Source organism: Oceanobacillus sp. FSL K6-2867 (assembly GCF_037963145.1).
In the GTDB taxonomy this organism is placed as follows: Bacteria; Bacillota; Bacilli; order Bacillales; family Amphibacillaceae; genus Oceanobacillus.
On sequence record NZ_CP150144.1, the window covers coordinates 4,204,596 to 4,227,380 of the forward strand.

The 22,785-nt window shown below is 36.5% G+C and carries 24 protein-coding genes and 1 riboswitch; of the genes, 23 read left to right on the forward strand and 1 reads right to left on the reverse strand.

Features of this window, described 5'->3' with window-relative positions; translation table 11 throughout:
* The first annotated feature begins 268 nt into the window (after positions 1 to 268).
* The 15 genes from NSQ77_RS20415 (at position 269) to NSQ77_RS20485 (ending at position 14,293) form a co-directional block, all read left to right on the forward strand.
* The gene (locus NSQ77_RS20415) at positions 269 to 1,015 is read left to right on the forward strand and encodes a segregation/condensation protein A (protein ID WP_339227927.1); all 747 of its coding nucleotides are present in this window, start codon (positions 269 to 271) and stop codon (positions 1,013 to 1,015) included.
* 3 nt (positions 1,016 to 1,018) lie between these two features.
* Complete coding sequence (gene scpB, locus NSQ77_RS20420) at positions 1,019 to 1,618, forward strand: SMC-Scp complex subunit ScpB (protein ID WP_339227928.1); 600 nt, start codon at positions 1,019 to 1,021, stop codon at positions 1,616 to 1,618.
* A gap of 165 nt (positions 1,619 to 1,783) precedes the next feature.
* Positions 1,784 to 2,884 (forward strand): D-alanyl-D-alanine carboxypeptidase family protein, encoded by a 1,101-nt coding sequence (locus NSQ77_RS20425; protein WP_339227929.1) that lies wholly within the window; start codon positions 1,784 to 1,786, stop codon positions 2,882 to 2,884.
* Between the two features lies 1 nt (position 2,885).
* Complete coding sequence (locus tag NSQ77_RS20430) at positions 2,886 to 3,470, forward strand: nucleoside recognition domain-containing protein (RefSeq protein ID WP_339227930.1); 585 nt, start codon at positions 2,886 to 2,888, stop codon at positions 3,468 to 3,470.
* A 1-nt stretch (position 3,471) separates the two neighbouring features.
* Positions 3,472 to 4,002, forward strand: a complete 531-nt coding sequence (locus tag NSQ77_RS20435; RefSeq protein ID WP_339227931.1) for a spore maturation protein — start codon at positions 3,472 to 3,474, stop codon at positions 4,000 to 4,002.
* 71 nt (positions 4,003 to 4,073) lie between these two features.
* The gene (locus NSQ77_RS20440) at positions 4,074 to 4,817 is read left to right on the forward strand and encodes a pseudouridine synthase (protein WP_339227932.1); all 744 of its coding nucleotides are present in this window, start codon (positions 4,074 to 4,076) and stop codon (positions 4,815 to 4,817) included.
* Between the two features lie 52 nt (positions 4,818 to 4,869).
* Entirely contained in the window at positions 4,870 to 5,448 is a 579-nt protein-coding gene (gene resA / locus NSQ77_RS20445) for a thiol-disulfide oxidoreductase ResA (RefSeq protein ID WP_339227934.1), read from the forward strand.
* Positions 5,449 to 5,634: 186 nt separating this feature from the next.
* The gene (locus NSQ77_RS20450) at positions 5,635 to 7,272 is read left to right on the forward strand and encodes a cytochrome c biogenesis protein ResB (protein ID WP_339227936.1); all 1,638 of its coding nucleotides are present in this window, start codon (positions 5,635 to 5,637) and stop codon (positions 7,270 to 7,272) included.
* Between the two features lie 57 nt (positions 7,273 to 7,329).
* Positions 7,330 to 8,520 carry a c-type cytochrome biogenesis protein CcsB gene (gene ccsB, locus NSQ77_RS20455; RefSeq protein ID WP_339227937.1) on the forward strand — a complete coding sequence of 397 codons (1,191 nt, stop codon included), beginning with the start codon at positions 7,330 to 7,332 and terminating at the stop codon, positions 8,518 to 8,520.
* Positions 8,521 to 8,624: 104 nt separating this feature from the next.
* A complete protein-coding gene (locus tag NSQ77_RS20460; protein ID WP_339227938.1) occupies positions 8,625 to 9,341 on the forward strand; it encodes a response regulator transcription factor in 717 nt (238 codons plus the stop codon).
* On the forward strand, positions 9,341 to 11,107 hold the full coding sequence (locus tag NSQ77_RS20465) for an ATP-binding protein (RefSeq protein ID WP_339227939.1): 1,767 nt from the start codon (positions 9,341 to 9,343) through the stop codon (positions 11,105 to 11,107). Before NSQ77_RS20460 ends, NSQ77_RS20465 begins: the two co-directional genes overlap by 1 nt.
* A 73-nt stretch (positions 11,108 to 11,180) precedes the next feature.
* A riboswitch (cobalamin riboswitch) is annotated at positions 11,181 to 11,370 on the forward strand.
* A gap of 150 nt (positions 11,371 to 11,520) precedes the next feature.
* The gene (locus tag NSQ77_RS20470) at positions 11,521 to 11,955 is read left to right on the forward strand and encodes a DUF4430 domain-containing protein (protein WP_339227940.1); all 435 of its coding nucleotides are present in this window, start codon (positions 11,521 to 11,523) and stop codon (positions 11,953 to 11,955) included.
* Positions 11,956 to 11,959: 4 nt separating this feature from the next.
* On the forward strand, positions 11,960 to 12,475 hold the full coding sequence (locus NSQ77_RS20475) for an ECF transporter S component (RefSeq protein WP_339227941.1): 516 nt from the start codon (positions 11,960 to 11,962) through the stop codon (positions 12,473 to 12,475).
* 92 nt (positions 12,476 to 12,567) lie between these two features.
* Positions 12,568 to 13,110: an RNA polymerase sigma factor SigX gene (locus tag NSQ77_RS20480; RefSeq protein ID WP_339227942.1), complete on the forward strand. Its 543-nt coding sequence runs from the start codon at positions 12,568 to 12,570 to the stop codon at positions 13,108 to 13,110.
* Positions 13,100 to 14,293, forward strand: a complete 1,194-nt coding sequence (locus NSQ77_RS20485; protein WP_339227943.1) for a hypothetical protein — start codon at positions 13,100 to 13,102, stop codon at positions 14,291 to 14,293. Before NSQ77_RS20480 ends, NSQ77_RS20485 begins: the two co-directional genes overlap by 11 nt.
* 117 nt (positions 14,294 to 14,410) lie before the next feature.
* On the opposite strand, the gene NSQ77_RS20490 is transcribed toward NSQ77_RS20485, so the two are convergent.
* A complete protein-coding gene (locus tag NSQ77_RS20490; protein WP_339227944.1) occupies positions 14,411 to 14,662 on the reverse strand; it encodes a ferredoxin in 252 nt (83 codons plus the stop codon).
* Between the two features lie 106 nt (positions 14,663 to 14,768).
* Between NSQ77_RS20490 and NSQ77_RS20495 the strand changes: the two genes are divergently transcribed.
* From NSQ77_RS20495 to NSQ77_RS20530, 8 genes are all read left to right on the forward strand, one after another.
* The gene (locus tag NSQ77_RS20495) at positions 14,769 to 15,845 is read left to right on the forward strand and encodes a helix-turn-helix domain-containing protein (protein WP_339227945.1); all 1,077 of its coding nucleotides are present in this window, start codon (positions 14,769 to 14,771) and stop codon (positions 15,843 to 15,845) included.
* Positions 15,846 to 15,859: 14 nt separating this feature from the next.
* Positions 15,860 to 17,410: an ATP-dependent DNA helicase RecQ gene (locus tag NSQ77_RS20500; RefSeq protein WP_339227946.1), complete on the forward strand. Its 1,551-nt coding sequence runs from the start codon at positions 15,860 to 15,862 to the stop codon at positions 17,408 to 17,410.
* On the forward strand, positions 17,397 to 17,963 hold the full coding sequence (locus NSQ77_RS20505; protein WP_339227947.1) for a CPBP family intramembrane glutamic endopeptidase: 567 nt from the start codon (positions 17,397 to 17,399) through the stop codon (positions 17,961 to 17,963). The genes NSQ77_RS20500 and NSQ77_RS20505 overlap by 14 nt, the downstream gene beginning before the upstream one ends.
* Before the next feature lie 11 nt (positions 17,964 to 17,974).
* A complete protein-coding gene (locus NSQ77_RS20510) occupies positions 17,975 to 18,295 on the forward strand; it encodes a hypothetical protein (protein ID WP_339227948.1) in 321 nt (106 codons plus the stop codon).
* 303 nt (positions 18,296 to 18,598) lie between these two features.
* Positions 18,599 to 19,177 carry a genetic competence negative regulator gene (locus tag NSQ77_RS20515; protein WP_339227949.1) on the forward strand — a complete coding sequence of 193 codons (579 nt, stop codon included), beginning with the start codon at positions 18,599 to 18,601 and terminating at the stop codon, positions 19,175 to 19,177.
* A 46-nt stretch (positions 19,178 to 19,223) separates the two neighbouring features.
* Positions 19,224 to 20,153: a D-alanine--D-alanine ligase gene (locus NSQ77_RS20520; protein WP_339227950.1), complete on the forward strand. Its 930-nt coding sequence runs from the start codon at positions 19,224 to 19,226 to the stop codon at positions 20,151 to 20,153.
* Between the two features lie 117 nt (positions 20,154 to 20,270).
* The gene (locus NSQ77_RS20525; RefSeq protein ID WP_339227951.1) at positions 20,271 to 21,551 is read left to right on the forward strand and encodes a Glu/Leu/Phe/Val dehydrogenase; all 1,281 of its coding nucleotides are present in this window, start codon (positions 20,271 to 20,273) and stop codon (positions 21,549 to 21,551) included.
* A 166-nt stretch (positions 21,552 to 21,717) separates the two neighbouring features.
* Positions 21,718 to 22,692, forward strand: a complete 975-nt coding sequence (locus NSQ77_RS20530; protein WP_339227952.1) for a YpdA family putative bacillithiol disulfide reductase — start codon at positions 21,718 to 21,720, stop codon at positions 22,690 to 22,692.
* The last annotated feature ends 93 nt before the right edge of the window (positions 22,693 to 22,785 follow it).

The following is a 22,785-nucleotide window of genomic DNA, read 5'->3' on the forward strand; positions in this document are numbered from 1 at the left end:
TTCTTCTTTCCAGAAATGTTTTGTGGTAACATTTATCTTACGCTAATAGCTTATGTTGAGAAAAAGAGTGTTGTATGGGCGCATATGCCAAACTGTAAATAACTTTGCATTGAAAGAAGATTGAAATATACGCTACACGTACTTTTAGCGTGCCTCATAAGAAATTAAAGTTTCATGTTTTTTATTATAATAAAGAAATACTGGAACGTTTCAGATGGATTTAATTAGGTCGGGAGACTTAGTTTGTAAAGGAAAGGAATGAACTACTTTGAATCAAGCATACGAGGTGAAATTAGATGCATTTGAAGGTCCGCTTGATTTATTGCTGCATTTAATCAATCAGTATGAAATTGATATATACGACATTCCCATGGCGCAAATTACGAAACAGTACATGGAGTATATACATACCATGCAACAGCTTGAATTAAATATTGCAAGTGAATATCTAGTCATGGCTTCTACTTTAGTAGCGATTAAAAGTCAAATGCTATTACCGAAACAAGAAATCATTGAAGATAATGAAATCGAGGAATATGCAGAAGATCCGAGAGAAGAACTAATGCAGCGACTGATTGAATACCGGAAGTATAAAGAAGCTGCTGAGCGACTGAAAGAAAAGGAGATTGAAGCAAATCAAATATTTACAAGACCGCCAACTGCTTTCGATGAATTAGAATTTGAAAAACAGCCGGTCGTGCAAGGGGATGTCTCTATTTATGATATGCTAGGTGCTTTAGGTAAAATGTTTGAACGAAAGAAGTGGAATAAACCATTAGATACTACAGTACAACGCATGGACATACCGATCGAGCAACGAATGAAAGATGTATTGGCTAAAGTAAAGTCAACAAAAGATAGCGGAATAGAATTTGATCAATTATTTCCATATCCATCAAGAGCTCATGTGGTAGTTACGTTCATTGCAATTTTAGAGCTTATGAAAGGGAAGGAAGTATACTGCAAACAAACAAAGCATTTCGATAAATTGTATATATATTATTTGGAGGAATAGATTGTGGAAATCGAAGAAATAAAAGCCGTTGTTGAAGGACTGCTTTTTGCAAGCGGTGATGAGGGCATTACGATTAAACAAATATGTAAAGTTCTTGAAGTGTCAGAATCAGCAGTGAAACATATTATTGAAGAGCTGACATATGATTATGAACGCAAAGATCGTGGTTTAATGATCATGAAATCGCATGAAGTGCTTCATTTAACAACAAAGCCGGAGCATAGTAATTATTTCAAAAAATTACTCGAATTGCCACAATCGAGCAGAATGTCACAAGCTGCTTTAGAAACATTGGCAATAATCGCTTACCAGCAGCCAATAACGAGAACTGAAATTGATGAAATCAGAGGTGTTAAAAGCGATCGGCCGGTTCAAACACTATTGTCAAGATCGTTAGTTGAGGAGGTTGGCCGTAAAGATAGTGTGGGAAGACCAGTTCTATTTGGGACTAGCAAAGATTTTCTTACTTATTTTGGATTAACATCACTTGGCGAGCTGCCACCACTGCCTGAGCCTACCGAAGACGATAATACGGATAATAACGAGGCTGATTTATTTTTTGAACGATTTAGTGACGAAATCGAAAATAACTTTAATGAATAAAAATGATATCCTTGCATGTTAGCATGTAAGGATTTTTTTGTGTTCTTTAATCAACTGGCATAACAACGTGTCCTGTGCATAAAATGTAAGGACAAACTCTTATTTGCATATGCAATTGAGCCATTCACTTACAGTTGGCGAAGTTTTTTAAGGAGGCATTAATAGATGCGATTTCTAATATTCATCCTTATTTTCATAGTAATACAACTTGTTTTTCCTATCACCGGACAAGCCGCACCTGTTGTTTCTGCAAATAACGCAATCCTAATAGAACAAAGTACTGGAAGGGTACTTTATGAAAAAAAAGCACATGAAGAAGCTTCCATAGCAAGTATTACGAAAATCATGACTGCAATTATCGCAATTGAATCCGGAAAAATGGATGAGATGGCTACAGCTTCGAGAAGTGCAATCTACACCGAGGGATCATCTATTTATTTGGAGCAAGGTGAGGATATGAAGCTGGAAGATCTCGTATATGGACTTATGCTCCGCTCAGGGAACGACGCAGCTGTTACGATTGCGGAACATGTAGGAGGAAGTGAAGAAGGATTTGTTTATATGATGAATGAAAAAGCAAAATGGTTAGGGATGACAAATACACATTTCGATAACCCTCACGGTCTTGATTCAGAAACCCATTACTCCACAGCATACGATATGGCAATACTTACGCGCTATGCAATGGAAAACAAAATATTTCAGGAAATAAGCGGTACGGAGACTTATATGGCTGAAAGCAGATCGTATAGCTGGAAAAATAAAAATCGACTGCTCACACAATTTTATGAATACTGTACTGGGGGGAAAACAGGTTATACGAAGCAAACCGGTAGAACCTTAGTAACCACTGCTGAAAAAGACGGTATGAAGTTAATTGCGGTGACGCTTGATGCACCAGATGATTGGAACGATCATATCTCGATGTTTGAATGGGGGTATGAAAATTATCAGATGGAGCCACTTTCAGACGAAGGACCAATAAAGTACAGGTTGAATGAAACAAATTTAACGGTGAACGGTTTTGTAGAGGAGGAGATATTCTATCCTTTATCTGTTGAAGAAATAGATGTACTGACTTCGAATACGTTTCTGCTTTCAGATTATTTAACGACGAATGAGAACATTATTGGGAAAACCGTTTTTTACTTGGATGATGAGCAGCTGATGGAAACACATATTTTTCAAAATCGTTTGGAGCCGAACAATCATAATTTCAAACAGTCTTTTACGTCAATTTTGTTACAAATAATTGGACTGAAGTAAAATGATCAATATAATTTGGGCATGTATGGCAATTGTAGGAATTGTTTTCGCAATGTTTAATGGGACAATGGATGAAGTTAATAAAGCAATCTTTGAAAGTGCAAGTGAGGCAGTAACACTAGCCATTAGTCTTATCAGCATTCTTGTTTTTTGGCTGGGTATTATGAAAATTGCAGAAAACGCTGGAATCCTAAAAGGGATTGCCAGGGTATTCCGGCCGGTTATCGTGAAGCTGTTTCCAGATATACCAAAAGATCACCCGGCAATCGGCTATATTGTATCGAATATTACAGCTAATCTATTTGGTTTAGGAAATGCTGCCACACCACTTGGAATTAAGGCAATGGAGGAAATGAAAAGAATAAGCGGCTCAGAAACTGCGTCGCGTTCAATGATTACCTTTCTTGCATTAAACACCTCTGGTTTGACACTAGTCCCAACAACTGTAATTGCAATTCGTATGCAATATAATTCTGTTTCGCCAACTGAAATTGTTGGAACTACAATTATTGCGAGTGGAATTGCGGTTACCAGCGCTATTTTAATTGATCGTTTTTACCACTATAAAAGTACATGGAGGAAATGATATGGAGATCATCACGCTTGTAAGCACCTGGCTTATTCCAACCTTTTTACTCATCGTATTATCCGTTGCAGTAATCAAAAGAGTTCCAGCATACGAATTATTTGTAGAAGGAGGTAAGGAAGGTGTCAAAATGGCATTTTCTTTGCTTCCTTTTTTGGTAGGTATGATTGTAGCGATTGCAATACTTCGCAGTTCAGGAGCATTGGAAGCATTGATTAACAGCATTACCCCACTGCTGCAACTGGTCGGCATACCAGCTGATATTATGCCACTTGCGTTAGTACGACCAATCTCTGGCACAGCTGCATTGGGCATGACAACCGAATTGATCGCAACACATGGTCCTGACTCGTTTATTGGGCGGTTAGCATCAACAATGCAAGGAAGTACAGATACAACACTCTACATATTAACTGTCTATTTTGGAGCGGTTGGAATAAAGAAGATGCGTTATGCATTGAAAGTCGGACTGCTGGCAGACCTAATTGCTATACTTTCAACCATCATTATTGTTAAAATAGTATTCGGGTAACTAAAACTAGCGTTAATGGTACCATTAACGCTATTATTATGTAGAAAATAAAGTAGAAGTATGGTGATAAAATGGCAAATCAAAGTGAACGACTACAAAAAGTAATTGCGCAAAGCGGTATAACCTCTAGAAGAAAAGCAGAACAGCTTATTATAGATGGGAAAGTCCGTGTAAATGGACAGACTGTAACAGAGCTTGGCACAAAAGTTACAAGTGATGACGAAGTTGAAGTGAACGGTGTTCCGCTGGAAAAAGAATCCCATGTATACTACATGCTATACAAACCAAGAGGAGTTATTTCCAGCTTGAAGGATGACAAAAATAGGAAAGTTGTAATTGATTTAATGGAGGAAGTGACAGAAAGAGTTTTTCCAATTGGCAGATTGGACTACGATACGTCAGGCATCCTGCTATTAACAAATGATGGGGAATTTGCTAACCTTTTAATGCATCCGAAGCATGAAATAGACAAGGTCTACGTCGCTAAAATTAAAGGGATTCCTGATAAAAAAGAACTTGGTAAGCTAAGAAAAGGGATTAAAGCAGATGATGATATTTTAAAAGCAGTGAACTATACGATTTTATCTACGGATAAGAAAAAAAACACAATGGTGCTTGAATTAACCTTGCATGAAGGGAAAAATCGTCATATTAGAAGAATGATGGAGCAGTTAGGCTACCCTGTGATGAAATTAAAAAGAGAAAAATATGGTATGCTTACATTGGATGGATTGCAGCCAGGAGATTATCGTCCATTGACACCGAAAGAAATAAAACAAATCAGAAATCAAGCTTCCAAAATTGTTAAAGAATAGTCAAATTTCGTACTTTACATCAATGATATAATACGGTGTGGGAGTGATAATTTTGAGTTTGGATCAGATAAAAAGTAATAAACAAAAGAAAAAAAGAAACCGGTTCATTTTTAGAACAGCGATTCTTGGTGTCTTAGTAGCAGCGGTGGTATTTGCGCTCGTATCCAATTTACAAGAGGATAGCGGCGGTTATAAAGTTGGAGATAAGGCGCCAGACTTTAAACTTCAGCAAATTAGTGAGAACCATGAGGCAGAATCCGTTCAGCTTAGTGAGCTTAAAGGAAAAGGTGTCATGCTTAATTTCTGGGCAACTTGGTGTAAACCATGTAAAGAGGAAATGCCATATATGCAAGAGCTTTATCCTGAATACAAAGAAAAAGGAATTGAAATTGTTGCAGTTAGTTTGGATGGGACAGAACTTGTAGTTGATCGTTTTATTGATGATTATGGTTTAACATTTCCAATTCTTCATGATAAAACGAGTGAAGTGAGAGATTTATATAAAGTCGTACCATTACCGAGCACTTTTTTTATCAATCCTGAAGGAGAAATCGAGGAAGTCGTTAGTGGAGCACTTAGCTTAGAAAGTCTCGAAGGATATTTACAAGAAATACAACCGCAAACAAATTGAACATGAAAAAGGTTGTTCAAAAAGTCCGGTAAAGATGACACATCGAATTTCATCGTTGGCTTACTTTTGCGTTGCTCACGTATTAATTGCATACGTTCCGCTACTCAAAGCTATGCCACCTCGAACTTCTCGGTCCTTTTTATCATTCTTTTGAACTCTACTTTAAAGCAATTGTGAGGGATTTAAATGAATAAAATCAAATGTGAGTGTGGGCACGTTAATCCAGAAGGTACGGTTTTATGTGAAGCTTGCGGAAAGCCAATTGAAGGCAACCAGCACATAGATGGCAATGAAGGAAAAAAGTTGCTGAATATGCGCTATGACGGAACAGCCCGCCGCTCACAAACGTACAATAAATCCATAATTGATAAAATATGGAGTTTCTTTTCTTCTGTAAAAGTTGGTGTTTGGCTAATTGTAATAACGCTTGTCGCTACAATGATCGGCACAATTTTTCCGCAAGAAATATACATACCGGCAGATGCAGTATCACGTGATCCAGCGATATTTTATGAAGATCGTTATGGCATTTTAGGTTTAATTTATTATCAATTAGGCTTTCATAATTTATATAGTTCATGGTGGTACATGCTTTTAATTGCTCTTATTGGTATATCGCTTGTTATTTGCAGTCTTGACCGATTTGTACCATTATATAAAGCATTGAAAAGGCAGAAGGCGAAACGTCATGAATCATTTTTAAATAGACAGCGCTTATATGGTGAGTCATTCCATGTTACTGACGAGGATATCAAAAAGGTTAAAGAAAGTTTAAAAAAACAACGCTATAAAATTACCGATGAAAACGGTCATATCCTAGCTGAAAAGGGCAGATTTTCAAGATGGGGTCCATATGTTAACCATATTGGACTGATCATTATTCTATTGGCAGCGATTTTACGGACAACTCCGCTGATGCATACGGAAGAATTTGTTTGGGTTCGAGAAGGACAACAAATCGTACTACCTGGCACTAAAGGGGAGTACTATATCAAAAACAAAGAATTTACCATGGAAGTACATGATGAAAATGATGAACGATTTGCCGAGGCAATTCAAAAAGAAGGGGAAGTACCAAGTAATTTTCAAACAGATATTGTAATTTATCAAGCAAAAAATGCTTCAGTACCAGGCGCTGAACCGGAACTGGAGCCAATTTTGGAACAATCCATCCAGATGAATAAACCAGCTAAATTTGACAAGTATACATTGTACCAACAAGGCTATCAAGTAAATGAGTTTTCAAATATGACTTTTAAAGTTCATGAAACAAATGATCCGGATGAAACCTCATTAGGTTCATTTACTGTTGATCTAACGAACCCTGAGTCTACATATGAATTGGACAACGGATTCCGTATACAAGTAGATCAATATTATCCAGATTATATTCTGGATAATGGTGTTCCAGCATCACAAACGAATTTTCCAAGAAATCCTGCTTTCGTGATGCTTGTATATCCTCCTGATAGTGATACTCCTGAAATAAGTTTTCTCGGTATCGGAAAGAATATTGACGCAACAGGAGAAAATGAATATAAGTTAGGAATTGAGGATTTTGAATTACACGATGCCAGTGGGTTGACCTTGCGAGTTGATTTTACCTTGCCGTTCTTTATTCTAGGGGCAGCAATATTCATGATTGGAGTTATTCAGGGAATGTATTGGCAGCACCGCAGAATCTGGATTCATCCAAATGAAAATGGCATTTTATTGGCTGCACATACAAATAAAAACTGGTTTGGTATTAAGAAGGAAATTGAAAAATCAATTGAAAATACATCATTTACAATGGCCCGCGACCAGCAGGAATTAGAGGAATAATTATGCTGCGAGCTGACAGCTCGCAGCAACCGTTTTTTAGGATGAGGAGGAATTTAAATGGACTTACTTGGTCTAAGTAGCACGATGCTTTATACAGCATTCATTTTATATTTGGTTGCTACGCTATTCTTTGGGGCGACGATTAGACAGAACAAATCGGAAAGAAGACAAAAAACAAAATCTGGAACAATTGGTATCACGATAACAATTGTCGGTTTTATTGCGCAGCTGATTTATCTGATAACAAGGTGGATTGCAAGTGGCCATGCCCCGGTCAGCAATATGTTCGAGTTTATGACATTTCTTGGAATGTCAATGGTGCTAGCTTTTATCATTCTTTATTTTTATTACAGGCTAAGCTTCCTTGGGTTATTTGCACTGCCAATTGCGATGATAATCATTGCATATGCAAGCATGTTTCCAACAGATATCTCGCCATTGGTGCCATCCTTGCAAAGTCATTGGTTGTATATTCATGTAACTACTGTAGCTTTAGGACAGGGAATTTTATTCATTAGTTTTGCTGCAGGTATCATGTATCTTATCAGACAGATTGATCAATCAAGCTTAAATAAGGGGAGCCTATGGCTTGAAATTGTAATGTATGTCATGTTCCTGTTTATTGGTTTTATTGTTATCACAACTTCATTTAATATTATGGACTATCATGCTGAATTTGAATATACGGAAGCCGGTACTGTGACTACAACAGATTATCATTTACCAGCTATTGCCGGTCCGAATGAAGGGACATTACTAACTGAGGATGTCCTGGAACCGTGGTTCGAAACGCCAACATGGATGCAAGGCGCGGACGCTGGCAGAAAATTCAATACTGTCATATGGTCATTTATTACAGGGACAATCATATATGGCCTTGTACGTTTAATTATCCGTAAACGCGTTGGAGCAAAGCTGCAGCCACTTTTAAAAAATGTAAAACCGGACCTATTAGACGAGATTATGTATCGTTCCGTTGCTATTGGATTTCCTGTATTCACATTAGGAGGTCTCATCTTCGCAGCTATCTGGGCCCAAATTGCATGGGGAAGATTCTGGGGCTGGGATCCAAAAGAGGTTTGGGCACTTGTTACATGGTTTTTCTATGCAGCCTTTCTACATCTGCGTTTATCGAGAGGCTGGCATGGGGAGAGATCCGCTTGGTTAGCAGTAGGTGGTTTTGCAATTATTATGTTTAACCTTATCGTTGTTAATCTCGTATTAGCAGGTCTGCATTCCTATGCTTGATTGTTAACTGTAACGAGGTATCATGGGATACCTCGTTTTTTTATACTTTTCATTAGGTTTGGTTTATACTTATATACAGTGTAGAACATAGGGGGAAGTTATTTATGGATGAAAATGTAAAGATATTAGTTGTTGATGACGAGGAAAGAATTCGCAGACTAATTCGCATGTACTTGGAACGCGAAGATTATGTTGTGGAAGAAGCCGAAAATGGAAAAGATGCTTTAGAAAAGGCTTTAAACAATGATTATAATGTCATTGTATTAGATATTATGATGCCTGAAATGGATGGTATCGAAACATGTCAAGAACTGAGAAAAGAAAAGGATACTCCTGTTATTATGCTGACGGCTAAAGGAGAAGAAGCCAATCGCGTACAAGGTTTTGAAGTTGGAGCAGATGATTATATTGTAAAGCCGTTTAGCCCAAGAGAAGCTGTTTTACGTGTAAAGGCATTATTGCGAAGAGTGACTGCAGCATCTTTTCAGGAAGCTGATACTGCTTCAAAAAATATCTTAGTATTTCCACATATTACGATTGACCATGATGCACATCGTGTTACGGCAGACGGAGAAGAAGTAAGCTTGACACCGAAAGAATACGAATTACTATGCTTTTTAGCGAAATCACCGGATAAAGTATTTAATCGGGAACATCTTTTGAAAGAAGTATGGCAATATGAATTCTTTGGTGATTTACGTACAGTAGATACACATGTGAAAAGACTACGGGAAAAATTAAGCAGTGTATCCAAGCCGGCAGCTAAAATGATTGTAACTGTTTGGGGTGTTGGCTATAAATTTGAAGTTGATGATGTATAATGTTTTGGCGTAGTGTAGTTGGAAAACTCTCATTAACCATTCTGCTGCTGGTTGCATTTGTTTTATTCGTTTTGTCATTTTTTCTAATGGAGTTCTTTGAAAATTTCCATATACTTGAAGCGGAAGATGATATGCTGCAAACGGCGACAAAAATTTCTACTCTCGTTGAAAGAGATGAGGATAGAGAATTTATTGAGGAAATGACTGAGCTATTAAAGGATCCATCTAGCCGAATTGTAATTGTATACGAGCAGGACGATCTATGGACTTCCACTAGCAGTGATGAAGATTTAATGCAAGCTGAAGAGCATTGGATTCAAGAAAGCGAAGAATTTAGACAAGTTCTTTATAATCGCCGGGAAATAAAGAAACAAATTTTTCTGCCTGATGAGGATAATGAAATTATGATTGTGGGATCACCAATTGAATCGGGCGGAGCAATCTTTGTTTACCAATCGTTGGATGCAATTTACCAAACAAAAGCACAAACTTCAAAGTTGATTCTTCTTAGTGCAGGGATTGCAATTATGCTGACTACATTCTTTGCTGTCTTTTTATCGACAAGAATTACTTCTCCACTGATAAAAATGCGGGAAGCGGCATATAACCTTACCAGAGGCGAATTCAATACTAAGGTTCCTGTTTTGACACATGATGAAATTGGCGAGCTTGCAACAGAATTCAATCGCATGGGAAGACAGCTGAAATTCCATATTAATGCACTAAGACAAGAAAAAGAACAATTATCAAGTATTGTTAGTTCAATGGCAGATGGTGTCGTAACGATAAACCGAAATGGTGATATTCTTGTTATTAATCCACCAGCCAAAAAATATATGGAAAACTGGTACTTCGAGAATGATATTACAGATGACCAAAACCGCAAACTTCCCAGTGAACTTAATGAAGCACTTCAAGAAGTTTTTGAAAGTGAACAGGCTGTGCTTCGGGAAATTAGCCTGCAGGGCAGAAGTTACGTTATGTTAATGACACCATTATATGATCAATCCTATATTAGGGGTGCGGTGGCGGTAATTCGTGATATGACAGATGAAAGAAGGTTAGATAAGCTGCGTAAAGATTTTATCGCAAATGTTTCGCACGAGTTGCGTACACCAATATCAATGCTCCAAGGATATAGTGAGGCAATTGTAGACGATATTGCAGATACTAAAGAAGCTAAAAATGAACTTGCCCAAATAATCCATGAGGAATCATTGCGCATGGGCCGACTTGTAAATGAACTTCTTGATCTAGCGAGAATGGAAGCTGGGCAAATACAGTTAAATTTAGAGACAATAGAAGTAGAATCATATGCAAAGCGGGTTGTTAATAAATTCAAGAGTTTAGCTGCTGATAACGGTATTGAGTTATCTCTATTATTGGCCATCGATGTTCCAGAAGCAATATTTGATCCAGATCGAATTGAACAGGTTTTTACAAATCTTATCGATAATGCGCTGCGTCATACTTCAGAAGGCGGTAAAGTCCAAGTAACAATAGCCAATCGTGAAAATGAACTATATGTGGAAATTGAAGATAGTGGCAGCGGGATTCCGGAAGAAGATTTACCATTTGTTTTTGAACGCTTTTATAAAGCAGATAAATCACGAGTTCGTAATAAAGAGAAAAAAGGTACAGGATTAGGGCTATCTATCGTGAAACATCTCATTGATGCGCACCATGGTGTGATTCTTGCTAAAAGTAAGCTAAATCAGGGTACTGCTTTCAGCTTTAGACTTCCGCAAAATAAACACAATCACTAGAGCTTTTCTATTCTAATGTGATATGCTATGATAATTTTTGAACTGGGATAAAACATATATATTGAATTTGGATATTCATAGAAAATGCAAAGGTGAAAGTTTCCTTCTTTTTCTTAGAATAGGGAAACCAGTGAGAATCTGGTACTGTCCTCGCAACTGTAATTGATACGAAATAAGCAATGCCACTGTAATTATTTACGGGAAGGGCTTAAAGTAGGTTTGAATCATCAGTCAGTAGACCTGCCAAATTCAATTTGCATCTCTCAATGCTCCCGAGGTATGGTGATTGAGACATTCGAATACATATAGCTTTTTGTCTATAATTATTTGTTTGTCTACAAATCCGGCTCATAGGAGGAGCTGGATTTTTTTAGTTCATAAACATTTCCAGTTACAAATAAAATGGAGGAGGAATGAAATTGAAAAAATGGATTTTCCAGTTTACGGTCACTCTCATGACAATTGGATTGCTGTTTGGTTGTTCATCAGACGACAATACAAACCAAAACACGTCAGTAAGCACAAATAATTCATCACAGTCTGAAGAAGTTGCAGAAGATTCGGTACGTATTACTGTTTCTATCAATGAAGGGGAAGAATATGTAGCTGAAGAAGAGATCGAGATTGAACAAGGCGATATTCTGATGGATGTCATGGAAGAGAATTTCTACATCGAAACTGAGCATGACGGTCAGTTTATTACAAGTATAGAACGGGTTGCAGCTAGTGATGAAGAGAAAACTGCATGGATGTTCTTCGTAAACGATGAAATGGCAACAGTTGGTGCTGGTGAATATGAGTTATCTCCTGGAGATGTTGTTGTTTTTGATTTACAATCCTGGGAATAACTAAATGAGCACATATAGACTTACAATTCTTGCACTACTAGCGGCTTTGGCTGTTGGCGGAAGATATATCTTTCAATTTATTCCGAACGTACAGCCTGTCACAGCGTTAATTATTATTTGTGGTATTATACTTGGTCCAATGTCCGCTCTATTATTAGCAATTTTAACTACATTTCTTTCAAATATGCTCTTGGGTATGGGCTTATGGACAATTTGGCAAACCGTCTCCTGGGGAATAATTGGGTTAATAAGTGGACTATTAAGTAAAATGCTAAAACGTGTACCATTTGTTATTATTGTCCTTTTTGCAATATTTAGTGGATATTTTTATGGCTTCATTATATCGTTAACCACATACCAGGTTACAGGTAAGTTTTGGCCATATTATATTGCGGGACTTCCTTTTGACACAAGTCATGCAATTGGCAACGCAATTTTTATAGTGCTTCTGTATCCGATTATCTCCTTTTTATTTAAAGAATATGCATATAATAGGTTTGACATAAAAAATACCGACTGATTTCAGTTGGTATTTTTTCTTCATATCCATTATAGTTTAGTTGAAACCTTTTTAGATTTATAACGACTATATAATTGAACGGGAGGGTCTTTATGAAGGCCGTTTTCGATAAATTTTATGATACCTACCATCAAGACCTTTTCCAATACATTTTCTATATGGTGAAAGACAGAGAGACGACAGAAGACTTGGTTCAAGAGGTTTATATAAAAGTGTTAAAATCATATGATAATTTCAAGGGTGAAAGCAGTGAGAAAACATGGCTTTTTTCAATTGCACGACACGTTACGTATGATTATTTCCGTTCATTAAAAAGGAAAAGAGATCGAATATATGAGTTCTTTAATTGGAATGATAAGGGTTGTTTAATACCTGATTTAAGCAAGCTTCCAGAAGAAGTCGCCGAAGAAAACGATCAAATCAAACAAGTGTATACATACTTAAACCATTGTACACTGGACCAAAGGAATGTAATAATACTTCGTTATTTGCAATCCTTTTCCATACAAGAAACTGCTGAAATACTTAATTTTACCGTTAGTAAGGTGAAAACGACTCAGCATCGTGCATTAAAGGCATTAAAAAAAGCGATGGTTGAAGGCAACAAGAAAGGAGGAGATGCTAGTGAGAACTAATAAGGAACTTGAGAAAATAATCGCTGACATAAAACAGCTTCCTGTAATCAAGGATAAAACAGATAAATCGGAATTATACACTCGCATCTCTTCGGAAATGAAAGATAGTCAGAAAGTGAAACCAAAAAGGAAAAGACAGATAAAAGCAGTTCCTGTTTTAGCAACCGTGTTGGTAACTGTACTTTTAGCAATAATTCCATTTATACTCTATAACACCTCCAATCAACAGGCAGACAATGCCATTAATCATAACGCAGCTGATACGTATAGTACGGAAGAGTCGGGAAAGATGGAGAGCAATGATGAGCAAGAAGCCAATTCTGGAGATATAGCTGACGATAACCAGGAAGAATCTTTAGACGAATCCACTGAGATTCGGATGGCGATGGATCAAACCCCAGCTCAAAGCCATGTTATTTCTGCTGATGAGGGTGGAACACTTATATATGGTGCCGTCGCAGATGCGAATAATCAATACATTATACCGGTTACTTTTGTTGCAGAGGGGTCTGTAGATGTTGCTGCATACTATAACCAATTGGCAGCACTTATTCAAGAAGATACGTGGAATACGGCTGGCTATTTACTTGAAGGAGCTTCATTTGAACTAAATAGGGAAGATAGAGAGGTGTTTATTGAGCTTGGAGATGAATTTTCAATTGGAGAAGGTTCAGCAAATGCATATGTGTTTGAACAGATGCTTGAAATGATGTTTACACCACTAGGTATTGAAAAAGCCATTTTTAAAGGTGGGGTTGACTTAGGACCAATAGGGTTTGTAGAAGAAATGAATTTGCATCCAGATAAGGTGGTCTACAAACTTTACAATAAGGAATTTTTGATTGCAGTGCCAGCTTCAAATGACCTATCAATTGAAGAGGCAATTAGTGAAATGAGTCAAAATGATCCTGATTTTAATATTAAGCAAACTATTCCAAACGAAATCCAATTGGAAGTTCAATCTAGTGGCAATCTTTTAGAGCTGACATTCGTTGATGAGCAAGTATTCACTGATAAACAGGATGTTTTAACAATGGTAGAAGCCATATTAATGACTGCAAAAAGCTATGGATTTGAAAAAGTACAATTTCAGAATTCACCATTGCAGCAAGTTAGTAAATATAATTTTTCCGATCCTATAAGGGTTCCTAAGGCAGCCAATCCTGTTGATTTAAGGCGATAAATAAACGATAAAATTAAAAAAGTGTTTTTGAAAATATATTTTTCAAAAACACTTTTTCCATGTATACTAGTATCAACAAGTGACCAATCCAGAAGCATTGCTAGGATAATCTTAAACTTATGCTTCAATATATTTTAATGGATTACCATGAAACGGTTTTTTTGCGATTTTAATGGAATCAGTTGGACATCCTTCATATGCATCGATTAACTCTTCCTCACAGCTTTCAGGGATAACAGAAGTACCTGTATTTTCATCGACGAGAACGTAAGAAAGCCCTTCATCATCATAGCTGAAAATCCTGGGAGCAGCCGCACCACAAGCGCCACAGGCTATACATGTTTCCTTGTCTACAATGGTGTACTTCATTCTACATTTACCTCCTAATACAAAAGCCTTCATTCTATTTTAAAGCTGAATTCCATCCATTTCAATAGTCTAGCTGTATGCATTTTAAAAAAGGGAGTTGTCTTTCTTGTTTTTTGAGAGTATTTTATTACAATGTTTTTCCCAGCTTAATGGTGAAAGATCTGCATCAAGCGTATTTCATTTATTAAATGGAAATAAATCGATTCAAACTATTCAAGATGCACATAGCTATCAACTAGATCCGTTTTACGGTATTTATCGACATTTAAAGAGGAACTTATTCAATCAAAAAGTGTCTTCCTTGTTGGAAGAAGGATATTTATATGAGTTGGAAGGTGAAACGAAGACTTTACGAATAACAGAAAAGGCATTACAATTTCTGGATGAGACCAAGCAGCAATATCCATTCGAGTATTTTAAGGGAATGCGATACAAAGAAACAGCAGATATGTTTCAATTACGATTACTGTTGCTTATCCAAACATTAACCAATACAAAAATGAAGTTTTATCATTTTATTCCGATAACTGATCAGCCATCCGTTGAAAAATGGGTTAAACAAATTTACAGGAAATTAAAAACAAATGAGACGCATGCTCTGCAGGCGATTTATCAAGAGCTGCATCAGTTGTTAGATGTATTCCCAAATAGCTATGCCGATTTATTTGTTGATCGTTTAACAGGCTATAAAGCATACGGTAAAAGTTCGAGCCAACTAGCGGCATTATATAAACTCCCGATTATGGATGTGCAACTTTTACTGACGGGCATTATCCATAAGATAATTCAAACAATCGAAAATGAACGAGAGAAATATCCTGTTTTTTCTTTTTTATTAGGTGGCTTAACAGAGGAAATTCCAATTACGAAGTCGGCTAATCAAACTTATTATTTGTTGCAAAAGAAGTATACGCTCGATCAAATAGCACTTATGAGAAATTTGAAAATCAATACAATCCATGATCATATTGTAGAAATTGCTTTATATGACCCTTTATTTACTTTAGATCATTACATAACAAAAGAGAGGCAGCAACAAATTATCGACGCAATCAATCAGAAACAAACGTTTAAATTGAAAGATATTAAGAAGACTGTACAGGATGACATTAGCTACTTTGAGATACGACTTGTTTTGGCGGCAAAAAAGAACAGAAATACAGAATCAAGCAGATTCTATTGAAATAGGGTGATAAGATGCAACAATACATGCTTGGCCTAGAGGAAGCACTCCAAACGTATTTCCATTATGGTACATTCCGAATTGGCCAAAAGGAAATTATCCAGGATGTACTAGCAGGCCATGATGTGCTCGGGATTTTGCCCACAGGATCTGGTAAGTCAATCTGTTACCAATTGCCAGCCAGAATCCAAGATGGTTTAACAATAGTCGTTTCTCCCTTAATCTCTTTAATGATTGATCAGGTAAAACAGCTGAAGGCGGCTAACTTTAAGGAAGTTGTTGCCCTTAATAGCTTTATGACTCCTGGAGAAAGAAGAAATGTCTATCAAAACCTTGCCAGTTATAAATTGATCTATGTGTCTCCTGAGCTATTACAACAGCGAGAACTTATAAAAAAACTGAAGCAAGTATGTGTGCGCTTGTTTGTGATCGATGAAGCACATTGTATTTCCCAGTGGGGGCATGAATTCAGGCCGGATTATTTAAAACTTGCCGCAACGATTAAAGAGCTGAATAACCCTACTGTGCTTGCGTTAAGTGCTACAGCAACACCAGAAGTTCAAGCTGATATTATGAAGGTGCTGTGTAAACCGGAAATGATAAAGCGAATTTATCCAATGGACAGAGAAAATATAGCATTTATTCTGGAAGAGGTCGCAAATGACGAAGAAAAGATTGACAGACTTATATCCATGTTTAATACGTATCACGTTCCATCTTTGATTTATTTTACTAGTCGTGCAGCGGCGGAAAGCACTGCAAGTATTCTATCGCAGCGACTTGCAAATCGGGAGGTTGCTTTTTATCATGGTGGCATGGATCAGGTAGATCGTGTCAGTATTCAACAGCAGTTTATGAATGATCAATTGGACATTATATGCTGTACGAGTGCATTTGGAATGGGGATTAATAAGAGTAATATTCGTTTAATTATTCACTTCCATATCCCATTACAGCTTGAAGCTTATATTCAAGAGGTTGGTAGAGCTGGGAGAGATGGTAAATCCAGTGTAGGTGTATTGCTATTTTCTCGTAGAGATGCTATCATTCCAAATCATATAATACAACATGAACTGCCGGATGAAAATGATTTGCAAAATGTGTTCCATTACTTATATTCAATCAGCCAAACCTCAGGGAAGATTCCGATAGATCAACAAATCGAAGAACAATTACAGTTAAATGAAATTCATTGGAAATTTTTTAAGTATCAGTTAGAAAAACATGGTATGATAAACAATAATTATATTATCTATCAAGAAAATAATTGGAAGTCAGCCTATCATTCGATTGAGCAAGTGATTAGAATGAGGATGCAGTATAAAGAAGAAAAACTTCAAGAGGTACTAAGCTGGGTACAAAGTAAAGACTGCCTGCGAAGGGATCTCTATAAATCTTTTCAGGAAACCTATCCAAAATCGATGTATCAATGCTGCAGTAATTGTGGATTTTCATGGGCTGAATGGGAACCAGAAAACACAAACAGTACAAAAATAAAACATGCAGACTGGAGAAGACGTCTTAAAAATTTACTGTTAGTTGGAGAAGTTCATGAAACAAACTGAAATAATTAATCAACTATCAGATGCAGAGTTAAAGAAACAGCTTTTTCTATCACAAGGTATTTTTGTATTCGTTAGTATTATACTAAGCCTCTTTTTTTTCGAAAGTTTTTTTGATTGGTTACTTTACTTTAACTGGAATTTTCATGAAGTTTTGATATATGGAGCTGTTCCCGCTTTAGTTATTGTTGTAATTGATATTATTCTAATTTGGACTGTTCCAAGAAAGTATTTAGATGATGGCGGTATAAATGAAAGAATATTTCAAAAACAATCGATTTCTTTTATATTTATAGTAGCACTAACCGTAGCTATCTCAGAAGAGTTATTATTTCGGGGAGTAATACAAACAGTATTTGGTTATTTTGTTGCTAGTACAATTTTTGCTCTTGTACATCTTCGTTATTTAAAAAAACCAGTTTTATTTATTTCGGTTGTTGGAATTAGCTTCTTAATGGGATATTTATTCGAGATCACTGGTAATTTACTTGTAACAATTACTACCCATTTTATTGTAGATTTTTTATTAGGTTTAGTGATTCGCTTTATAAAGTGAGGTGCTTTACATTGAATGTAAAATCAGAAGAACCAAAGGATCAAGCAGATGAACTACGTAGTTTATTTCAAGAAATTGAAAAAGAACGGTCCACTGAGGAACAATTGGAAAATAAAAATTCTGTGCAGGAAAGTGAAGCAAAGCGAGACATCGATATTTTAAATCTCCCGCCAAGGAAGGAAATCCATTCAAAGGATAATCGAACAAGTCTTAAATTAAGCGGTCCGCTTATTCGATTGTTGATAGTGATTTTCGTTTTAATTCTTGGACTGGCTAGTGCATACTACATATGGGGGAATGAACTTTGGTTACTAATAGAGGGACTGTCCTAACATCGAATGATTAAAGCTTGTGTATACAAGGCACGTCATCTCCCTTAGAGTTCGCGGAAAAAGTTATCATCTTGCAAAAATCGAATCATACTATAAGTAAAAGTAATGTTAACAAGAATAGTACTAGAACATTAGAACTTTTTCGTCAAAAGTATGTTCTTTTAAATAGATTTAAGAATTTGTGCTGTGCTGTTCAACAAATGGTGAAGTTGCATATAATATATGAAGTGTTTTCCATTATAATTCGTTGTTATAATGAAATTAGAAAACCAATTAAAAGCGCCTAAATGAGGGGGATGCAGTATGCGTATTGAACGTTTATCAAATGACCAATTTACGATTTTTTTAACGTTTGATGATTTGATTGAGCGAGGTTTTACTAAAGATGACCTCTGGCATGATGCATCGAGCGTCCGCAGCCTTTTCAGTGATATGATGTATGAAGCAAGTTCAGAATTAGGTATTGAACTCGAAGGGATATTACTCGTACAGGTTCATCTAATGCAGGCACAGGGAATGCATATATTTGTCACACAACAAGAGGAAGATATGTATTGGGATGATGATTTCATAGAAATGAAAGTTACACTTGACGAAAGCAAGGAACTAATTTTTTCTTTTGAGGAATTTGAATCGGTTATCCAGGTTGCATCCTACTTATCACCATTAAGGATTGTAGGTGGTAAAGTATACCATATGGATGAACGTTATTATATGATTTTAGATGAAGATGACTTATCCGAAGTAAATAAAGAGGATATTATAGGGATTATGTCGGAGTATTCAAACCCAAGTATTGTGACATCCTATCGGTTGCATGAATATGGCAAAATTATTTTCGATTCACAAGCAATCAAAAAAATCATCAAGATATTTTATTAACACAGCAATGTAGAGTAATATTGGATGTCAAGGGGAGTGCAGAAAAATGAAGATAGCAGTATTATATGGCGGTATTTCAGGGGAGCGCGAAGTTTCGCTCTCATCAGGAAAAGGAATTATAGCAGCCTTAGAAAAAAACGGACATAAAGTTATTGGCATTGATTTTAATCCGAATCAATTACAGGAGATTATTGAATTAGATGTAGATTTAGTGTTTATTGGACTCCATGGGAAATATGGGGAAGACGGAAGAATTCAAGGATTATTGGATATGCTTGATATACCTTACGTTGGGTCAGGTGTTCTTGCTTCTGCCTTAGCGATGGATAAAGCAAAGGCGAAGCAAATTTTTAATATGAACTATATTCCACAAGCTAAAAGTGAAGTTTATAGGCTTTCTAATCCGGATCAAGTTGAACAAATTGCGAACCAAATAAAAACAACCTTCACACCGCCATTTGTTATTAAACCAAATAAAGAAGGCTCCACCCTTGGGCTGACAATTGTTAGAGAAACTGATCAAATTAAGGAAGCAATTACGAACGCTCATGAAAGTGATGACACCATTTTAGTAGAGGAGTTCATTTCTGGCAGAGAACTGACCGTGGCCGTTATGGGTCCCGAGGGAAAAGAATTCGCTTTGCCAATCATCGAGATTATTCCGAAAAATGCTTTCTATGATTATGAATCAAAATATGCACCAGGTGGAAGTGAGCACATTGTTCCAGCAGCAATAGATGAAAAAATAGCGGATAAGATTAAAAAATACGCAGTTCTTGCTCATCAATCACTAGGCTGTGAAACATATTCAAGAGTCGATTTTATCTTAAATCAAGATAACGTTCCTATGATACTGGAAGTAAATACATTACCAGGTATGACACCAACCAGTTTGTTTCCCGATGCAGCGAAATCGATTGGCATCAAATACCATGAAATGATTGAGAAATTTGTAGAACTAACGACGGGGCAATAATAGCTTAAACAATTTCAAAAATGGAACCTATTTTTATTGCATATTTAAATTGAAAGTGTATACTAAACTCTGAGTGGGCTATACAAAACTTTTATATATATTGTAGGAGGTAAGTTCATGGTAGCCGAAAAAGCAGCAGATTCTATCAAAGAAAACCAAGAAAATACAGATGTATTAAGTTCAACACGAACTGTTGTAAAAACTGCATTAGAAAAATTAGGTTACCCGGAAGAGGTTTATGAGTTGCTCAAAGAACCTCTGCGTATGATGACGGTTCGCATTCCAGTACGTATGGATGATGGATCGGTTAGAGTATTTACCGGATATCGTGCACAACACAATGATGCAGTAGGTCCGACAAAAGGGGGAATCCGTTTTCACCCAGATGTGACGGAATCAGAAGTAAAGGCTCTCTCTATTTGGATGAGTTTAAAAGCGGGTATAGTTGATCTTCCATATGGAGGGGCAAAAGGCGGAATTATTTGTGATCCACGTGAAATGTCTTTTCGCGAATTAGAAGCATTAAGTCGTGGTTATGTCCGTGCGGTTAGTCAAATAGTTGGACCAACTAAAGACATCCCCGCCCCAGACGTATTTACAAATTCTCAAATTATGGCTTGGATGATGGATGAATATAGTAAAATAGATGAATTCAATAGTCCCGGCTTTATTACGGGAAAACCAATTGTTCTAGGTGGTTCCCACGGTAGAGAATCTGCTACAGCAAAAGGTGTTACGATTGTTTTAAATGAAGCAGCGAAGAAAAAAGGTATTGAGTTAAAAGGAGCAAGAGTAGTTGTTCAAGGGTTTGGAAATGCTGGCAGCTTCTTATCGAAGTTTTTGCATGATGCAGGCGCAAAAGTTGTTGGTATCTCTGATGCTTACGGTGCGCTTCATGATCCGGATGGACTAGATATTGATTATCTGCTCGATCGAAGAGATAGTTTTGGAACCGTAACCAAGCTATTTAACAATACCATTTCAAATAAAGAATTGTTTGAGCTGGATTGTGATATTATTGTTCCCGCGGCTGTAGAAAATCAAATCACACAAGACAATGCACATAATATTAAGGCAAGCATTGTTGTAGAGGCTGCTAATGGCCCGACAACAATGGAAGCTACTAAAATTTTGACAGAACGTGGAATTCTTTTAGTTCCTGATGTATTAGCATCTGCTGGAGGGGTTACCGTGTCATATTTTGAGTGGGTGCAAAATAACCAAGGTTATTATTGGTCTGAAGAAGAAATTGATAAAAAGCTTCATGAAATTATGATTAGATCTTTTAATTCTATATATAACACAGCTGAAACAAGACGTGTGGATATGCGTTTAGCAGCATATATGGTAGGAGTACGAAAAATGGCTGAAGCATCAAGATTCCGAGGTTGGGTTTAATGCAAGCTTTTTAGCTTCGTGTTTATCAATTGATAATCCATATGTAAATAAAAAACTCTTATTGGATAAGAGTTTTTTATTTTAACATTGAAATATATTCTAATTTATTATTCCAAATAATCCCGCCGGATATATATGTAATTTTAATCAAAGGAAGTGCCTTATAATGCAAATGGAAAAAGTAATTATTATTGGTGGAGGTCCGTGTGGTATGTCATGTGCCATTGAATTGCAAGAGCACGGGATTAATCCTTTAATTATTGAAAGAGGGAATGTAGTAAACACAATCTACAATTTTCCAACACATCAAACCTTTTTTAGTTCTAGTGAAAAGTTAGAAATTGGTGATATGCCATTTATAACAGAAATGCAAAAACCTGTTCGAAACCAAGCATTGGCCTATTACCGAGAAGTTGCTCACAGAAAGCAGCTCCGTATGCATACATATGAAAACGTAATTGATGTAAAAAAGGAAAACGATATATTCTATGTGAGTACAGAAAAGTTTGATGGACAGACAGCTACATATCAAGCAGAAAAAGTAATTATTGCAACTGGATATTACGATCAGCCTAATTACCTTAAAATTCCTGGAGAAAAATTGAAAAAAGTAATGCATTATTTTAAGGAGGCCCATCCGTTCTACAACAAAGACGTCGTAGTTATCGGAGGTAAAAACTCTGCTGTTGATGCGACGTTGGAACTGCATAAAGCCGGAGCTAGAGTAACGGTACTCTATCGTGGCAGTGAGTATTCAAGAAGCATTAAGCCTTGGATTCTTCCTGAGTTTGATTCTTTAGTTAAAAAAGGAATTGTAGGAATGGTCTTTCATTCACAGGTTACAAAAATAACCGATGATGCAGTTTATTTTGAGGCTGCTGGAGAAGCAAAAATAATAAAAAATGATTTTGTATTTGCCATGACCGGTTACCGGCCTGATATATCGTTCCTAAAGGCAAGTGGAGTAGAAGTCAACCATTCGAATGGTAAGCCAAATTACGATCCAGCAACTTACGAAACAAATATAAAAGGAATATATGTGGCAGGTGTTGTTGCTGCCGGATTTAACAACAATGAAATCTTTATTGAAAATGGGCGATTTCATGGACAGGAAATTGCGAGATCAATTATTGAAGGATAGCAATATTTCGCTATCCTTTATTTTTAGTTAATCATTTATATACAGTAGATCGAAAAAAATATTCAGAAGGCGCGAAACCGTGCATTTCACTAA

Coding starts and splice junctions, on each gene's coding strand:
- NSQ77_RS20520 (WP_339227950.1), top strand. CDS start 19,224: ATGAAGATAGCAGTATTATATGGCGGTATTTCAGGGGAGCGCGAAGTT.
- NSQ77_RS20465 (WP_339227939.1), top strand. CDS start 9,341: ATGTTTTGGCGTAGTGTAGTTGGAAAACTCTCATTAACCATTCTGCTG.
- NSQ77_RS20515 (WP_339227949.1), top strand. CDS start 18,599: ATGCGTATTGAACGTTTATCAAATGACCAATTTACGATTTTTTTAACG.
- NSQ77_RS20505 (WP_339227947.1), top strand. CDS start 17,397: ATGAAACAAACTGAAATAATTAATCAACTATCAGATGCAGAGTTAAAG.
- NSQ77_RS20450 (WP_339227936.1), top strand. CDS start 5,635: ATGAATAAAATCAAATGTGAGTGTGGGCACGTTAATCCAGAAGGTACG.
- NSQ77_RS20435 (WP_339227931.1), top strand. CDS start 3,472: ATGGAGATCATCACGCTTGTAAGCACCTGGCTTATTCCAACCTTTTTA.
- NSQ77_RS20470 (WP_339227940.1), top strand. CDS start 11,521: ATGAAATTGAAAAAATGGATTTTCCAGTTTACGGTCACTCTCATGACA.
- NSQ77_RS20440 (WP_339227932.1), top strand. CDS start 4,074: ATGGCAAATCAAAGTGAACGACTACAAAAAGTAATTGCGCAAAGCGGT.
- NSQ77_RS20425 (WP_339227929.1), top strand. CDS start 1,784: ATGCGATTTCTAATATTCATCCTTATTTTCATAGTAATACAACTTGTT.
- NSQ77_RS20530 (WP_339227952.1), top strand. CDS start 21,718: ATGCAAATGGAAAAAGTAATTATTATTGGTGGAGGTCCGTGTGGTATG.
- NSQ77_RS20500 (WP_339227946.1), top strand. CDS start 15,860: ATGCAACAATACATGCTTGGCCTAGAGGAAGCACTCCAAACGTATTTC.
- NSQ77_RS20430 (WP_339227930.1), top strand. CDS start 2,886: ATGATCAATATAATTTGGGCATGTATGGCAATTGTAGGAATTGTTTTC.
- ccsB (WP_339227937.1), top strand. CDS start 7,330: ATGGACTTACTTGGTCTAAGTAGCACGATGCTTTATACAGCATTCATT.
- NSQ77_RS20525 (WP_339227951.1), top strand. CDS start 20,271: ATGGTAGCCGAAAAAGCAGCAGATTCTATCAAAGAAAACCAAGAAAAT.
- NSQ77_RS20480 (WP_339227942.1), top strand. CDS start 12,568: ATGAAGGCCGTTTTCGATAAATTTTATGATACCTACCATCAAGACCTT.
- NSQ77_RS20475 (WP_339227941.1), top strand. CDS start 11,960: ATGAGCACATATAGACTTACAATTCTTGCACTACTAGCGGCTTTGGCT.
- NSQ77_RS20490 (WP_339227944.1), bottom strand. CDS start 14,662: ATGAAGTACACCATTGTAGACAAGGAAACATGTATAGCCTGTGGCGCT.
- NSQ77_RS20460 (WP_339227938.1), top strand. CDS start 8,625: ATGGATGAAAATGTAAAGATATTAGTTGTTGATGACGAGGAAAGAATT.